Annotated in this window: 13 protein-coding genes; 7 read left to right on the forward strand and 6 right to left on the reverse strand. The window is 67.6% G+C overall.

Annotated features, from left to right (window positions below; all coding sequences use genetic code 11):
- Positions 1-135 precede the first annotated feature (135 nt).
- The 3 genes from ACT86A_RS00005 to ACT86A_RS00015 are packed head-to-tail and all read left to right on the forward strand — an operon-like array spanning position 136 to position 1,942.
- Positions 136-861 (forward strand): rhomboid-like protein, encoded by a 726-nt coding sequence (locus ACT86A_RS00005; RefSeq protein ID WP_445089861.1) that lies wholly within the window; start codon positions 136-138, stop codon positions 859-861.
- 37 nt (positions 862-898) lie between these two features.
- A complete protein-coding gene (gene nucS / locus ACT86A_RS00010; RefSeq protein ID WP_445089862.1) occupies positions 899-1,588 on the forward strand; it encodes an endonuclease NucS in 690 nt (229 codons plus the stop codon).
- 48 nt (positions 1,589-1,636) lie between these two features.
- On the forward strand, positions 1,637-1,942 hold the full coding sequence (locus ACT86A_RS00015; RefSeq protein WP_445089863.1) for an Rv1322 family protein: 306 nt from the start codon (positions 1,637-1,639) through the stop codon (positions 1,940-1,942).
- Positions 1,943-2,007: 65 nt separating this feature from the next.
- On the opposite strand, the gene ACT86A_RS00020 is transcribed toward ACT86A_RS00015, so the two are convergent.
- The 3 genes from ACT86A_RS00020 to mce all read right to left on the reverse strand — a co-directional run bounded on the left by ACT86A_RS00020 (position 2,008) and on the right by mce (position 4,615).
- Positions 2,008-2,832 (reverse strand): alpha/beta fold hydrolase, encoded by an 825-nt coding sequence (locus tag ACT86A_RS00020; RefSeq protein ID WP_445089864.1) that lies wholly within the window; start codon positions 2,830-2,832, stop codon positions 2,008-2,010.
- 230 nt (positions 2,833-3,062) lie between these two features.
- Positions 3,063-4,055 (reverse strand): coiled-coil domain-containing protein, encoded by a 993-nt coding sequence (locus tag ACT86A_RS00025; RefSeq protein ID WP_445089865.1) that lies wholly within the window; start codon positions 4,053-4,055, stop codon positions 3,063-3,065.
- Between the two features lie 86 nt (positions 4,056-4,141).
- A complete protein-coding gene (mce, locus tag ACT86A_RS00030) occupies positions 4,142-4,615 on the reverse strand; it encodes a methylmalonyl-CoA epimerase (protein WP_445089866.1) in 474 nt (157 codons plus the stop codon).
- Positions 4,616-4,734: 119 nt separating this feature from the next.
- On the opposite strand from mce, the gene ACT86A_RS00035 reads away from it, so the two are divergent.
- From ACT86A_RS00035 to ACT86A_RS00045, 3 genes are all read left to right on the forward strand, one after another.
- Positions 4,735-5,913 carry an acetyl-CoA C-acetyltransferase gene (locus ACT86A_RS00035; RefSeq protein WP_445089867.1) on the forward strand — a complete coding sequence of 393 codons (1,179 nt, stop codon included), beginning with the start codon at positions 4,735-4,737 and terminating at the stop codon, positions 5,911-5,913.
- A 190-nt stretch (positions 5,914-6,103) separates the two neighbouring features.
- Positions 6,104-6,472 (forward strand): DUF3817 domain-containing protein, encoded by a 369-nt coding sequence (locus ACT86A_RS00040; RefSeq protein ID WP_445089868.1) that lies wholly within the window; start codon positions 6,104-6,106, stop codon positions 6,470-6,472.
- A 61-nt stretch (positions 6,473-6,533) separates the two neighbouring features.
- Positions 6,534-7,382 (forward strand): tetratricopeptide repeat protein, encoded by an 849-nt coding sequence (locus ACT86A_RS00045; RefSeq protein ID WP_445090297.1) that lies wholly within the window; start codon positions 6,534-6,536, stop codon positions 7,380-7,382.
- A gap of 211 nt (positions 7,383-7,593) precedes the next feature.
- On the opposite strand, the gene glgB is transcribed toward ACT86A_RS00045, so the two are convergent.
- The 3 genes from glgB to ACT86A_RS00060 all read right to left on the reverse strand — a co-directional run bounded on the left by glgB (position 7,594) and on the right by ACT86A_RS00060 (position 12,715).
- Entirely contained in the window at positions 7,594-9,747 is a 2,154-nt protein-coding gene (gene glgB, locus ACT86A_RS00050) for a 1,4-alpha-glucan branching protein GlgB (protein ID WP_445089869.1), read from the reverse strand.
- Positions 9,744-11,747 carry an alpha-1,4-glucan--maltose-1-phosphate maltosyltransferase gene (locus tag ACT86A_RS00055; protein WP_445089870.1) on the reverse strand — a complete coding sequence of 668 codons (2,004 nt, stop codon included), beginning with the start codon at positions 11,745-11,747 and terminating at the stop codon, positions 9,744-9,746. Before ACT86A_RS00055 ends, glgB begins: the two co-directional genes overlap by 4 nt.
- Positions 11,748-12,211: 464 nt before the next feature.
- Complete coding sequence (locus tag ACT86A_RS00060; protein WP_445089871.1) at positions 12,212-12,715, reverse strand: hypothetical protein; 504 nt, start codon at positions 12,713-12,715, stop codon at positions 12,212-12,214.
- Positions 12,716-13,087: 372 nt separating this feature from the next.
- Here ACT86A_RS00060 and glgP point away from each other — a divergent pair, with 372 nt between their 5' ends.
- A complete protein-coding gene (gene glgP, locus ACT86A_RS00065) occupies positions 13,088-15,658 on the forward strand; it encodes an alpha-glucan family phosphorylase (protein ID WP_445089872.1) in 2,571 nt (856 codons plus the stop codon).
- The last annotated feature ends 387 nt before the right edge of the window (positions 15,659-16,045 follow it).

Genomic DNA, 16,045 nt, shown 5'->3' on the forward strand with positions numbered 1-16,045 from the left:
CCTTTCGTCGTTTAGCGGCTCACGCAGCTATTCCCAGCAAATTCGTAGGAAATCGAGAGTCTCCAGAGCGCATACTGGTTATCAGGGTCGAAGACGGCCGAGCACGCTGTCCCCGCGCAAATGATGGAGGTATGCATGGTTGTCGCTTCGACAGCCCCGGCCCCGCTCGATGCCCGCACAACGGCGCAGGCGCGTTGGTGGTGGCCGAAGTTGCCAGCGACAGCCGGTTATCTGGCGGGACTGATCATCGTCTCGGTGGTCTTCTCGGTACTGAGCGACTCCGCGCAGACACGGATGGTGTTGCACGCGAGCACCAATCTGCACAATCTTCTGAGCGGTAGGGTCGCGACGCTGCTGTCGAGCGCGTTCGTGATCGGCGATGTCGTCGGCGCCTGGGTCATCATTCCGCTGCTCGCCGGTCTGCTCGCCCTCGCCGAGCTGCGTTTCGGCGCACTGCGTTTGATCCGCGTCTTCCTGGCCGGTCATGTCGGCACGACGTTGTTCGTCGCGGCCGGTTTGTGGGTGGGCGTCGAAGCCGGGTGGGTGCCCGCGAGCATCCGTTGGTCCGAGGACGTCGGCGTCAGCTACGGGGCCATGGCGCTGGTCGGTGCGCTCGTCGCGGCCTTGCCGAGTCGGTGGCGAGGTGCGTGGGCTACGGCGTGGCTGGCCGTCGCGATCGGGGGCGTCTTGACCGCGCAAACCTTCACCCATGTCGGTCATCTGGTGGCGTTCACCATCGGGACGGCCGCCGGGTTCGTCATGATTCGAGCCAGGACGGTCAGCGGGCGCACGCTCACCCGGGTCGAAGCGGCGCTGCTCGCCGTGACCGCGCTTCTCGCGGCGATACTCCTCATGGGCTGACCGCGACCACGATCGGGCGCTCGCCTACAGTGCTTGGGTGCGCCTAGTGATTGCTCGCTGTCAGGTCGACTACGTAGGGCGACTCACCGCCCACCTGCCGATGGCCCGCAGGCTACTGCTGATGAAAGCGGACGGCTCGGTGCTCGTGCACTCCGACGGCGGCTCGTACAAGCCGCTGAACTGGATGAGCCCGCCATGCCGGCTGGAGGAGCGCAACGGCGACGCGCAGCTCCCAGAAGGGGCGAAGGCGCTGTGGGTCGTCGCGAACAAGGCCGGGGAAGAACTCCGGATCACCATCGAGGACATCGAGCACGACTCATCGCATGAGCTGGGCGTCGATCCGGGCCTGGTCAAGGACGGGGTGGAGGCCCACCTTCAGGAATTGCTGGCCGAACACGTGCAGACGCTCGGGGCGGGCTACACACTCATCCGTCGGGAGTACATGACCGCGATCGGCCCGGTGGACCTGCTGTGCCGGGACGCCGATGGCAGCACGGTCGCGGTCGAGATCAAGCGCCGCGGCGAGATCGACGGCGTCGAACAGCTCACCCGCTATCTGGAACTGCTCAACCGCGATCCACTGCTGGCCCCCGTCACCGGTGTCTTCGCGGCCCAGCAGATCAAACCACAGGCCCGCACGCTCGCCGAGGACCGCGGTATCCGCTGCCTCACACTCGATTACGACGCTCTGCGTGGCACGGAGAGCAGCGAATTCCGCTTGTTCTGAAGCCGGGGGGCGGATGGGTCGGCTACGGCCGGGTAATACGCTTGTCGCATGCCTCGCCGCCGACCGCGTTCCGATCGCCACGATGATCGCTCGCGGGCAGGTGCGCCGCTCGGGGACGTATTCGGTCGGACCGAGTCAGGACCGAACGGTGATGAGACGTATGTCGTCCGCACGATCCCGGGCACTCGTGCGATCAAGACTTACCGTTGCCCCGGCTGCGACCACGAAATCCCACCCGGTGTCGCCCACATCGTCGCCTGGCCCGCCCACGGCGGCGAAGACGACCGAAGGCATTGGCATCGCGGATGCTGGAACGGGCGCCGCACCCGGCGAATCACCCGGCGCTGGTCCTGACCGGCGTTCCGCGCCGTCAGCCCCGCGCAATAGCAGGACTCCGGGATGGCAGACCGATACAAGTCTCAATGGCCGACGGAGTCCCAGAACTTGATGATCCTCTTTTCGAGGATGTCGTGATCGAGCAGCAAGGGTGATACGTGCCCGGTGCCGCTGACCGCGCCGACCTGGGCATTCGGCATCTTCGCCACGACGGCCTCGGCCACGGCCGGTGTCCAGCCGGCGACGTCGTCGCTCGCGGCAAGCATCAGCGTGGGCGTGGCGATGCCGGGTAACCGGTCGCTGAGATCTGGTCGGCCCAGCATCACCGACCGTATCTCGCGCACTATGACCGCCTGGGGTGTCCGGCGGAAAGATTCCATGATCATCGTCGCCCGATCGGGCTCTGCGGCGACGGCTTCAGGTCCCAGCAGAGCGTCGGACACGGCTTTGGAGATGAAACCGTTGGGCCCGACAACGCGGTACATCAGAGCTATCGGAATGACCTGCAACCATCGTTCGCGTGTGCTCAGGGCGTGTACTGGGGTACCGATCGTCGTAAGGCTGCGCAGTCGAGCTGGTTGGCTCGCGGCCAAGACAATGCCGACGTGCCCTCCCCACGCGTTGCCGACCCAGTCGACAGGTTCAGTGATACCGAGCCGATCCAGCGCTTCGCCGGCCGCGGCCGCACAGTCCTCTAGGGTGTAGTCGCGGTCGAACTTCGCGCTCTCGCCGTGTCCGGGCGCGTCGATCGTTATCACTCGCCGGTGCCCCGCGAGGACATCGACGATCGGTCCCCAGGACCGCGAATCAATGAACACGCTGTGCCACAGGAGAGCCGGTGGTCCTGAGCCGGTCTGTCCGATGCTGAGTCGGCCGAGGCTGGTGCTTACGAAGTCGTGTTCGATCATCGAAGCCTCCGTATCAGGCGGGTGCAGTGACGACGCGCAGCCATTCACCGGGATTGCCATCGGTCACGCAGCCAAACAAGATCCACCGCCGAGGGCTATCGGTTCGGCCCTTTGTGAATGTCGTTGCGGGTGTGGCGATCCGTTCGGCCCGAGAATGAGCGAAGGCCGCCCCTGTGGAGCGGCCTTCGGTGGTTCGGCTGGGTACTGCTTCAGTCGCCGTGAGCCAGACGTCAGTTGCTGATGTCCGCGCTCTCGCGCTCGTCCGAGTCGATCTCGTCGTCGGTGGCCGGAATCGCCTTCTGGCGCGAGCCGGTGACCGACTTGGTGTTGCCGCCGATCGACTTGCGCTGATCCGGAACGCCGTCCAGCAGTTCGCTTTCCCGGTTGACGGCGGCGAGCATCGCGGGCACCGAGTCGAGCTGACCGCGGATACCGAGCAGCTGGGCGAGCACCCGCCCGCGCAGCACGCGCATCTCCTCGGCCAGTTCCTTGGCGTGAGCGATCTTGCGCTCCGAGGTCTGGGTGGCGGAGGTGATCAGGCGGTTGGCCTCGTCGGTGGCGTCCTTGATCCGCTGCGCGGCCTCGGCGCGGCTGGTCGCCTCCAGCTCCTCCATGGCGCGGGTGAGCTTGGTGCGACGCTCGGCCATGGTGGCCTCGAAGTCCTGCTGGCTTGCCTTGCGCTTGGCGTCGGCTTCCTTCGCGATGCGGTCGGCTTCGGCCTGGGCGGCCTCGATGATCTTGGCGGACTCGGTGCGCGCATTCGCGAGGGTCTGCTCGAATTCGATTTCGAGCGCCTCGCGCTTCTCCTTGGTCTCGGCGAGCAGCGACTCGTACTTACCACGCATCTCGGTGGCCTGCTGCTCGGCGATCGACACCATTTCCGCTGCCTCGGCCTGGGCCAGGGCGCGGACTTCGGATGCCTCGTCGGAGGCCAGACGCAGCATGCGGGAAATGCGGTCGGACATGCCTTCGGCGGTGGTCGGCGGCACCGAGAGTCGGTCGACCTCCTTACGGAGCTCGTCGATCTCGTCGCGCGCGTCTTCCAGCTGGCTTGCGAGGTTGCGTGCTTGGGCTGCAGCGGCATCGCGGTCGGTGGCGGTGACTCTCAGCTCCGCATCGAAGCGGTCGAAGTAATTACGCACCTCGTCTTGCGCATAACCCTTGCGCACAACGGTGAAGGGCAGTGCAACGAAGCGATTGCGATCGGACTCGGGTGACGACATGGCACACAAACTACAGCCTGAAGTCAGCTGATGGTGACTCGACTGCGAATGTCATTCCCGCGACTTTTCCCGGTCTTATGTCGATACTAGTGTGTAACATTCGCGTTCGGTTCGACCAACTCGATCAGCACACCGCCAGCATCCTTCGGGTGGATGAAATTGATGCGGGAATCGGCGGTTCCGTGTCGCGGAGCGTCGTAGAGCAAACGCAGCCCCTTGGCGCGGAGGTGCGCGGATACGGCCTCGATATCGGTCACGCGGTAGGCCAGTTGCTGCAATCCCGGGCCGCTGCGGTCGATGAACTTCGCGATGGTGGACTCCGCGTTGAGCGGGGCCAGCAATTGCAGGGCGGTCGCGCGATCCGGTGCGCCGGGCAGCGACAGCATCGCCTCGTGTACGCCCTGCGCCTGGTTCACTTCGCGATGGGTTTCGATCATGCCCAGGTTCTCGGTGTACCAGGCGACGGCGGCGTCCAGGTCGGGCACCGCGATGCCGACGTGGTCGACTGCGGTCACATAGTCCGCGGGGATGAAGGATGACTGATCTGTAACGGCGCTCACCAGTCGAACGTAGCGCGACCTGGCCCGGATCGGGTAGGCCGGACCCGCTACCGTTGAGGCGAAAGCTTGCTCTCGCGCCACTGGACGGTGCGGGCGGATCTACGAATGCGAGGCTCGTCGTGACCACTTCTGTGATCGTCTCCGGTGCACGTACCCCGGTCGGCCGGCTGCTCGGGGGTCTGAAGGATTTCAGCGGCTCCGATCTGGGCGGTTTCGCGATCGCGGCGGCGCTGGAGAAGGGTGGCGTGGCGCCCGAGCAGGTCGACTACGTGATCATGGGCCAGGTGCTCACCGCCGGCGCGGGGCAGATTCCGGCCCGCCAAGCCGCGGCGGCCGCGGGCATCCCGATGGACGTGCCCGCGCTGACGTTGAACAAGGTCTGCCTGTCCGGGATCAACGCGATCGCCCTCGCCGACCAGCTGATCCGGGCCGGCGAGTACCAGATCGTCGTCGCCGGTGGACAGGAGTCGATGAGCCAGGCCCCGCACCTGCTCGAAAAGAGCCGGGAAGGCTTCAAATACGGCGATGTGACGCTGCGTGATCACATGGCCTACGACGGCCTGCACGACATTTTCACCGACCAGGCGATGGGCGCCCTCACCGAGCAGCGCAACGACGCCGACCGGATCAGCCGCGAAGACCAGGACGCGTTCGCCGCGGCCTCGCACCAGCGAGCGGCGGCGGCGTGGAAGAACGGCGTGTTCGACGACGAGGTGGTCCCGGTCGCGGTTCCGCAGCGCAAGGGCGATCCGGTGCTGGTGACCACCGATGAGGGGGTTCGCGCCGACACCACGGTCGAGTCGCTGGCCAAGCTGCGCCCCGCGTTCCGCAAGGACGGCACCATTACCGCGGGCACCGCCTCGCAGATCTCCGATGGCGCCGCCGCGGTCGTGGTGATGAGCAAGGAGAAGGCGCAGTCGCTCGGCCTGAGCTGGATCGCCGAGATCGGCGCCGCGGGCGTGGTCGCGGGCCCGGACTCGACCCTGCAGGACCAGCCGGCCAACGCGATCGCCAAAGCCTGCGCCCGCGAGGGCATCGCGCCGGCCGACTTGGACCTTGTGGAGATCAACGAAGCGTTCGCGGCGGTGGGCATCTCTTCCACCCGCAAACTGGGCATCGACCCGGCGAAGGTGAACGTCAATGGTGGCGCGATCGCCATCGGCCACCCGCTGGGGATGTCCGGCGCGCGCATCCTGCTGCACCTGGTGCTGGAGCTGAAGCGTCGCGGGGGTGGTGTCGGCGCGGCGGCGCTCTGCGGTGGCGGCGGTCAGGGCGACGCGCTGATCGTCCGCGTCTGAGTACGCGCGGGGATGTCCCGCGCTGGATTATCACGCGATGGCCGTCCCCTCGAGGGCGGCCATCGGTTGTCTCGGGCCGATGCGGTGCGCGGCCGCGAGCAGGTCGAAGCCTGGGCGGAGTGATCGAGTGTGATCAGTTCAACTACGACGGCCTGTAGTGCATTCGGTTGCGTCCGGCAGAATGGGGCGCATGGGCAATCTCTTCGACCTGACCACGGTGGCCAAGCGATTCCGTTTCATTGCGGTGCTCGAGGCGATCTCCTGGGGCCTGTTGATCATCGGCATGGTGTTCAAGCGGATTCCCGAGCCGGTGATGTGGCCGGTCAAGGTGTTCGGCATGACGCACGGCATCGTCTTCGTCCTGTTCGTGATCACCGCGATCATGGCGGCGCGTGAGCTGGGCTGGAACGTCGCGACCACTGTTCTCGCGCTGGTATCGAGCATTCCGCCGTTCTGCACGGTGCTGTTCGAAGTCTGGGCGGTGCGTACCGGTCGGCTGGGTGAGCTGAGCAATGTCATTTCGGCCGACTCCAAGGCTCCCGTATCGGCCACGCCGTGACAAACTGGAAACCGTGAATCGACCAGCTGCACGCCGTCCTTCGCCCGCTGTCGCCGCCGCCATGTCCGGCGCGGTTGATTTGTCCAGTTTGAAGCAGCCCGCGAGTGGCGCGGGGGCTCCGGTCGGCGACTACGCGGTGTCCGAGGCCGATTTCGAGACCAAGGTCCTGCGTCGCTCGATGCAGGTGCCCGTAGTCGTGGTGCTGTACTCGCAGCGCAGCCCGGGCAGTGTCGAACTGGTCCGGACGCTGGAGCGTCTGGTGGCCGCCGACGGCGGAAGCTGGGACCTGGCGACCGTCGAGGCCGAGGCCAACATGCGCATCGCCCAGGCGCTGCGCGTGCAGGGCATCCCGACGGTGATCGCGATCGCCGGCGGGCAGCCGCTGGCCGACTTCGAGGGCGCCCAGCCGGAGCCCCAGGTGCGGCAGTGGCTCGACGCGGTGATCGATGCGGTGGCGGGCAAGCTGGAGGGCGGCGGAGAGGCGCAGCAGCAGCCTGCCGAGGACCCGCGTTTCGCGGCGGCCGAGGCGGCCTTGGAGCGGGGCGACCTGGCCGGCGCGGAAGCCGCCTATACGGCCATCCTCGCCGCTGAGCCGACGAACGAGGAGGCCAGCGGCGCGTTGCGCCAGCTCCGGTTCCTCGCCCGGGCTCAGGAGCTGCCGGAGTCGGCCATCTCGACATCGGACGCCGACCCGTCCGATGTCGATGCCGCGATCGACGCCGCTGACCTGGAACTGTTCCAGCAGCGACCCGAGGCGGCGTTCGACCGGCTGATCGAGGTCGTCAAACGCACATCGGGCGACGATCGCAGCAAGGCCCGTACCCGTCTGCTGGAGCTGTTCGAGCTGTTCGATCGAGCGGAGCCCTTCGTCGTGGCCGCGCGCCGCAAACTGGCCGCCGCGCTCTACTGAGCCGGCAGGGCCGCGCATCCGAGGCTGTCAGCGTGGCCGCGCCGGACGGGGTGGCGTCGTGCGCCGGTGACCACCAGCTCGCTTCAGATTGTCGGTATCGGGGTCGGCCCGCGCCGAGTGAGCCGATGTCGACAACCTGGAGCGGTCCATAGCTTGGTGCTACACCTTCCGGGCTCGGCGGCTGTCGCGCTCGGCGCACCGAAACGCGTCGCTAGGCGGGCCGCAGCCATACCGCGCTGTTCGGTGCGAGGGTTACCGTGGCCGAGGCCGGCCGATCGTGCCATGGCTCGTCGGTGGCCGTCACTTCGCCGAGGTTGCCGAGGCCGCAGCCGCCGTAGTGGACCGCGTCGGTGTTGAGGATTTCCAGCCAGCGGCCCGCATGCGGGAGACCGACACGGTAGGCGTCGTGCACCGACCCGGAGAAGTTGTGCACGCATGCGACGACCGATCCGTCCGAGCCGTAACGCAGGAACGCCAGTACGTTGTTGATGCGGTCGTTCGCCTCGATCCACGCGTAGCCGCCGGGCGTGGTGTCCTGACTCCACAGGGCGGGGTGGGCGCGGTACACCATGTTCAGGTCCCGCACCAGCATCGCTACGCCCTGGTGCAGGGGGTTGTCCAGTTCGTGCCAGTCCAGGCCGCGGTCGTGCGACCACTCGCGGAACTGGCCGAAGTCCTGCCCCATGAACAGCAGTTGCTTGCCGGGATGCGCCCACATGTAGGCCAGCAGCGCCCGAACGCCGCAGGCTTTGGCGAAATCGTCGCCCGGCATTCTGGTCCAGAGCGTGCCCTTGCCGTGCACCACTTCGTCGTGGCTGATCGGGAGCAGGTAGTTCTCGCTCCAGGCGTACATCAGCGAGAAAGTCATCTCGTTGTGGTGCCAGGTGCGGTGCACGGGGTCGCGACCGAGGAACCCGAGGGTGTCGTGCATCCAGCCCATGTTCCACTTCATGCTGAAGCCGAGCCCACCGACGTCGGTGCTGCGCGTGACGCCGGGCCAAGTGGTGGATTCCTCGGCGATGGTGACCACGCCGGGGTGGCTGCGGTGCACGGTGTCGTTGAGGTCTTGGAGGAAGTCGACGGCCTCCAGGTTCTCCCGGCCACCCTGCACGTTGGGTTCCCATTCGCCTTCCGCGCGCGAGTAATCCAGGTAGAGCATGGAGGCGACCGCGTCGACGCGCAGGCCGTCGATGTGGAATTCCTCGATCCAGTAGTGCGCGTTGGCGATCAGGAAGTTGCGCACTTCGCGTCTACCGAAGTCGAAAATATAAGTGCCCCAGTCGAGTTGCTCGCCGCGGCGCGGGTCGGCGTGTTCGTAGAGCGGCGTGCCGTCGAAGCGGGCCAGCGCCCATTCGTCGCGGGGGAAGTGCGCGGGGACCCAGTCGAGCAGTACGCCGATGCCGGCGGTGTGCAGGCGGTCGACGAACGCGCGGAAGTCGTCGGGGGATCCGAAGCGCGCGGTCGGCGCGTAGTAAGAGGTGACCTGATATCCCCACGAGCCGCCGAATGGATGCTCGGCGATGGGGAGCAATTCGATGTGTGTGTATCCGGCCGCTTGCACGTATTCGGCGAGCTGGTCGGCCATTTCGCGGTAGCCGAGATCAGGACGCCATGAGCCGAGATGCACCTCGTAGACGCTCATCGGCGCTCGGCTCGGATCGGCGGCCGCGCGGCGCGCCAGCCAGGCGTGGTCGTTCCACGCGTAGTGACTTTCGGTGACCACCGAAGCCGTGGCCGGGGGTTTTTCGGTGGCGAAGGCCAGCGGGTCGGCGTGATCGACGGTGCGTCCATCGGCGCCGTGTACGCGGTATTTGTATTTGGCGCCCGGTCCGATGCCGGGGAGGAAGACCTCCCAGACACCGGATGACCCGAGCGAGCGCATCGGTGCGGTGTTGCCGCTCCAGCCGTCGAAATCGCCGATGACGGTGACGCCGCGCGCGTTCGGCGCCCACACCGCGAACGATGTGCCCTCGACTTCGCCGTCGAGGGTGTGGTAGCGGCGCGGATGCGCGCCGAGCACGTCCCATAGGCGCTCATGACGGCCCTCGCCGATGAGATGCAGGTCGAGTTCGCCGAGGGTGGGCAAGAAGCGGTAGCCGTCGGCGCTGATGATCGTCGAACCGCCGGGATAGGTGGTCACGACGCGATAGTCCATCAGGTCGGGGTACGGCACCACCGCGGCGAACACGCCGTGGCCCAACGAATCGAGCGCATGATCGACGCCGCCTACCCGCACCGACACCATTTCCGCGTGCGGGCGCAGCACTCGCACGGCCGTGCCGTCGGGATGGGGATGCGCGCCGAGCACGGTGTGCGGGTCGGCGTGCGTTCCCGCCGCGAGCAGCATCAGGTCGCGTCGCCTCATCGCAGCGTCCTGCGATAGGCCAGTTCGGTGCGGGCCTGCTGGGAGATGGGCGGCAATGTGATGATGTGCGCGACCGCGTGGGCGGGATCCAATCGCACGTAATTGGTCTGGGCCCAGTGGTATTCCTCGCCGCTGACCTCGTCGTAGACCACCGGGTGGTCGTGCCACTCCCGTCCGATCGCGGGCAGGTCGAGAGACAGCATGCCCCACTCGGCGCCGAACGGGTTCAGGTTCACCACGACCAGTACGGCATCGCCGCCGACCGGGTCGATCTTGGAGTAGGCGAGCAGCGCGTCGTTGTCCACGTGATGGAAGTGCAGGCAGCGCAACTGTTGCAGGGCCGGGTGAGCGCGCCGGATCTCGTTGAGCCGGGTGAGCCAGGGCTCCAACGACTCCCCGCGCGCCAGCGCCTCGGCGAACGCGCGCGGACGCAGCTCATACTTTTCCGAGTCCAGGTACTCCTCGCTGCCGGGACGCACCGCCTGATGTTCGAACAGCTCGAAACCCGAATAGACGCCCCAGCTGGGTGCGAGGGTCGCGGCCAGCACCGCCCGGATGGCGAACATGCCCGGACCGCCGTGCTGCAGGCTTTCGTGCAGGATGTCGGGGGTGTTCACGAAGAGGTTCGGGCGGGCCTCGTCGGCCTTCGCGGCCAGTTCGTTCCCGAACTCGGTGAGTTCCCCCTTCGCCACCCGCCAGGTGAAGTAGGTGTAGGACTGGCTGAATCCGCGCCGGGCCAGCCCGTAGAGCCGGGCCGGGCGGGTGAACGCCTCGGACAGGAAGATCACGTCCGGGTCGGTGCGGCGGACGTTCGCGATCAGCCATTCCCAGAAGTCGGCGGGTTTGGTGTGCGGGTTGTCGACGCGGAAGATCTTGACGCCCGAGTCGATCCAGTGCCGCACTACGCGCAGCACCTCGGCGTACAGACCGTCGGGGTCGTCGTCGAAGTTGACCGGGTAGATGTCCTGGTACTTCTTCGGCGGGTTCTCGGCGTAGGCGACGCTGCCGTCGGGCAGGGTGGTGAACCATTCCGGATGGGCCTGGACCCAGGGGTGGTCGGGCGCGCATTGCAGTGCCAGATCGAGCGCGACCTCGAGGCCGAGCCGGTGCGCCGACGCGACGAACTCGGCGAAATCGTGTTCTGTGCCGAGCTCGGGGTGCACGGCATCATGGCCGCCGTGCGCCGAACCGATCGCCCACGGCGAGCCGACATCGCCCGGCTCCGTGGTGAGCGCATTGTTGCGGCCTTTGCGGTTCACCTCGCCGATCGGGTGGATCGGCGGTAGGTATACCACGTCGAAGCCCATCGCCGCGATACGCGGCAGCTGCTCGCTCGCGGTCGCGAAGGTGCCGTGGATCGGCTTGCCGGTGCCGTCGCGGCCGCCGGTCGAGCGTGGGAAGAACTCGTACCACGCGCCGTAGAGCGCGCGGCGCCGCTCGACCAGCACGGCGTGCTGCGGGCCGCGGGTAACCAGGTCGCGCAAGGGCGTCGTGCGCAGGATTTCGGCGACCTCGTCGGTGAACGCGGGGGCCACCCGCGCGGGTAGTTGCTCATTGCCGCGCAGCGCCGCCGCGACCGCGCGCAAACGCTCGAACTGCTTCTTCGGGACAGCCTGCGCCGCGCGCTCGAACAGCCGGGCACCCAGCTCCAAGTCGTTGGCCAGGTCGGCGGCGCTCTGACCGACGGCCAGCTTCGCCTCGATCGCCGAGCGCCAGGTGGCGACGGGGTCGCTCCATCCCTCGATGCGGTAGGTCCACATGCCCGGCGCGTTCGGCGTGAACGTGGCGTTGAATACATCGTGCTCGGGATCGGGCGTCATGCGGACGCGGGTCGGCCGCGCCGCACCCGGCGCTTTCACGACCAGCGTCGCTGCGACTGCCTCATGGCCCTCGCGCCACACCACGGTGCGGACCGGGAAGACCTCGCCGACCACAGCTTTGGCAGGACGACCGCCTGCGATGAACGGGGCGGTGTCATCGATAGCGATGCGGCCGGTCACGGGGACCAACCTACCGGTAGGCCGCGGTCCGGACCGGATCAGCGTCATTCCGGAGCGGATTCGGGACGTGGTCGCGACACCTGTGCTGCCGGGGCGGTGTGCGGGCGGTGCGGTGGATTGGCGAGCCGGATCGCGGCGAGGGCGCGTTCGGGCTCCAGGTATCCCGGTCCGTCGGCGGTCGGCGGCTGGAACAGGCCGAGGTGAGGTTGCTCAGTTCGGCGTACGGCCGTGGCGAGGCCGAGACCCAGAGCGCCGGGAATCGAGGCGAGCGCACGTTCGACTCGCCTGATCCGCCTCCGGCGCGGCCAGGTGCCCGTCCCGGGGCACGAGGCGCTGCCGCCGCACCGCCGACGGGTGCGGGTGAGTGAGCCGTTCAGGGCGAGCGTTGGTCCCGGTTGCTCAGCCTGAGCGGCCATCGGAATGGCCGCATTCGGCTCGCTCGCGGCGGCACCGCTGCTCGGCGCTTACGGCAGCACCAGGCACGCGACGCCCAGGTTGATCCCGTTGCCGACCGTCATCATCGGCGTGCTGACCGGGACAGCCGTTGTTGTGGACGTCATTCCCTGCGTCGCCGACATACCTTGCGTCGTCGTCATTCCTTGCGTCGCGGAGATGGTGTGCTGTCCGTTTGCGGTCGGCGTCCAGACTGTGGTGGCCTGGTTGCCGGTTACCTGCGCGGGGTTCGGCGAGAAAGTTCCGGCGGCGCTGTCGGTGAACATGACCGGGTCGGAGGACTGACTGCTGTCCATCATGGCCGTCACGCGATACTCGCAATTGGTGCCGTAGTTCGCGACGCCAAAGGTCATTCCCTGGGCCGCGCTGACCGATGTGACTGCTGCTCCGGCGTTGGGCGCCGCAAGTACGAGTGCGGTCGCGAGGGCTCCGATTCCCGTGATGCCTATACCGGCCCGCGACAGGAAAGGTTTGCGGGCGCGAATCGGGTGTGCTGTTGTCCACATCTTGATCACTCCCGGACTGATTCGGTTGCTGCGGCCGGATGGTCCGCACAGCTTCTGGGTTTGCCCAGCGGTCCCGAGTTCACAACCGCTGGCAGGTCTCGATCGGATAGCGGGATGTTGGCCGTGGCGACGCCCCCGAACTAGCGATGCCCGAATTGACGGCGCCCGAATTCGACGATGCCCGGATGGCAGGTGGGCGCAGTCCGCGGCGAACCCGTCGATGGGCATCACACGGCACGCTCCGTGCCGGTAGCGGCGGTCATCCGGCTTCGCCGCGGGCTGCGCTACCGCCGGATATCCAGCGAAACGCGCAGGTCGGAGCTTCATTTGGTCAGGATGCCGACACGGTGGATCGCCCCGGTCCCGTGTAGGTTCTACCCAATGAAGGCATTGCGTCGTTTCACCGTCCGTGCCCATTTGCCCGAGCGTTTGACGGCCCTGGGTGAGCTCGCCACCAACTTGCGCTGGTCGTGGCATCCGCCGACGCAGGATCTGTTCGCCGCGTTGGAGCCGCGGCGGTGGCAGGAGATCGGGCATGATCCGGTCCGGATGCTGGGCGAGGTGCCCGCCGCGCGGTTGGACGAACTTGCCGCCGACCCGGATTACCTCGCTCGTGTGGACGCCGCTGCGGCGGACCTGCGCGATTACCTGGCGGCGCCGGGCTGGTTCCAGCGGCGCGCGGGGGAGGAGGTGCGCGGCATCGCCTACTTCTCGATGGAGTTCGGGGTTACCGAGGTGCTGCCCAACTACTCCGGTGGGCTGGGAATTCTGGCCGGTGATCACCTGAAGGCGGCGTCGGATCTGGGATTGCCGCTGATCGGTGTGGGGCTGCTGTACCGCTCCGGGTACTTCCGGCAGTCGTTGTCCGCGGACGGCTGGCAAGCCGAGCACTATCCCGCGCTGGACCCGCAGGGCCTTCCGCTACGCGCGCTCACCTCCGGTGGTTCGCCGGTGCTCATTCACGTGGCCATGCCGGAGGGCCGGGTGCTGCGCGCGCGGGTATGGATCGCACAGGTCGGCCGGGTTCCGCTGCTACTGCTCGACTCGGACATCGCCGAGAACGATCCGGAACTGCGCGCGGTCACCGACCGCCTCTACGGCGGCGACCAGGAACACCGGATCCGGCAGGAGATCCTGGCCGGCGTCGGCGGCGTGCGCGCGGTACGCGCTTACACGACGGCGGAAGGGTTGCCCGATCCCGACGTGTTCCACATGAACGAAGGCCACGCGGGCTTCCTCGGGGTCGAGCGAATCCGGGAGTTCGTCGCGGCGGGAAAGGATTTCGATGCCGCGCTGGGCGCGGTGCGGGCGGGCACGGTGTTCACCACGCACACCCCGGTGCCGGCGGGCATCGATCGGTTCCCGATGCCGATGGTTCGCCGCTACTTCGGCGGTGCGCACGGCGAATCCGAGTCCGCTCTGCTGCCCGGACTTTCCGTGGACCGGATCGTGGCGCTGGGCCGGGAAGCCGATCCTTCTGTCTTCAATATGGCGCATATGGGTCTTCGGCTCGCGCAGCACGCCAATGGCGTCTCGCGGCTGCACGGCGAGGTCAGCCGGTCTATGTTCGCCTCGCTGTGGCCCGGCTTCGACCCCGCTGAGGTGCCGATCGGGTCGGTCACCAACGGAGTGCACGCCACCACCTGGGCCGCGCGGGAATGGGTGGACAAGGCGCGCGAGCACATCGGCGCGAAGCTGGTCGAGGAGGCGCGCGGCTGGGAACGGTTGCGCGACGTCGATCTCGGTGAGTTGTGGTCGACGCGGAACACCCTGCGCGGCATCCTGGTCGACGAGGTGCGCCGCCGATTGCGCGCGTCCTGGCTGGAGCGCGGCGCGGCGGAGGCCGAACTGGGCTGGATCAACGGGGTTTTCGACCCGAACGTGCTGACCGTGGGGTTCGCCCGCCGGGTGCCGACCTACAAACGCCTCACCCTGATGCTGCGCGACCCGCAGCGATTGCGCGCCCTGCTGCTGGACCCGCGCCGGCCGATGCAGATGGTGGTGGCGGGCAAGAGCCACCCGGCCGACGACGGCGGCAAGGCGCTCATTCAGCAGGTGGTCCGCTTCGCCGACGATCCCGAGGTGCGGCACCGGATCGTCTTCTTGCCGGACTACGACATGTCGATGGCTCGCTTCCTGTACTGGGGTTGCGACGTCTGGCTGAACAACCCGTTGCGTCCGTTGGAGGCGTGCGGTACCTCCGGCATGAAGTCCGCGCTGAACGGCGGACTCAACCTGTCCATCCGAGACGGCTGGTGGGACGAGATGTACGACGGCGAGAACGGTTGGGCCATTCCCACCGCGGACGGCGTCCGCGACGAGCAACGCCGCGACGACCTGGAGGCCGCCGCGCTCTACGACCTTTTCGAGCGCACCGTCGCGCCCCGCTTCTACGATCGCGACGCGTCGGGGATGCCGGTGCGATGGGTCGAGATGGTCCGGCACACCCTGCAAACCTTGGGGCCCAAGGTGCTGGCCTCGCGGATGGTCCGGGACTACGCGGTGCAGTACTACGCCCCCGCCGCCGCGGCCTACCAGCGCGCGGTGGCCGACGACTTCGCGGTCGCCCGCGCCATCGCCGAGTATCGACACCGGGTGGAGTCGGCGTGGCCGTCGGTCAAGGTGATCCAGGTGGACAGTGCGGGACTGCCGGACACGCCGATCATCGGAGCGCGGCTGTCGTTGACCGCGCGGGTCGAGCTCGGCGGGTTGAGCGTTTCGGACGTGGTGGTGCAGGCGGTGCTCGGACGGGTCTCGGCCACCGACGACCTCTCCGATGTCACGACGGTCCCGATGACGCACAGCGGGTCGGATGCCGGCGCCGAACTATTCGCCGTCGAAACCCCGCTCCCACTGTCCGGCGCCGTCGGCTACACGGTGCGCGTCCTGCCGCACAGCGACCTGCTGGCCTCCGACGCCGAATTCGGTCTGGTGTCCGCGCCCAGCGCGTAGATCGCGTGGCGGTGGTCACGTTGTCCGAATGTCGCGCCATCCGATCTGCGCCGTGGTGGCGGGTTTCGCGGAGGTCGCCGCGCTCGCGCTGACCGTGGCCGGCATCCTGATGGCCCGCGCTCGGCCGGATCGACGGGAACCGGGTCGAGTACTCGGTTCCCGTGTTCGTCACCATCGTGATGATGCCGCTGACCTGCTCGATTGCCAATGGCCTCGCGATGGGCATGTTGCTGTGCCCGGTGGTCATGGTGGCGGGTGCCGGCTCGAGGAAGTGCACTCGGCCATCCGGCGCTGACGGTGGTGCGCCTCGGCTACTTCTTCTTCCTCGCGGAGTAACGTCCTGCTCGCTTTCGTGCTGAACCATCCCACCGACCGGACCGTGGAATA

The sequence above is a fragment of the Nocardia glycosmidis genome, from assembly GCF_052545115.1.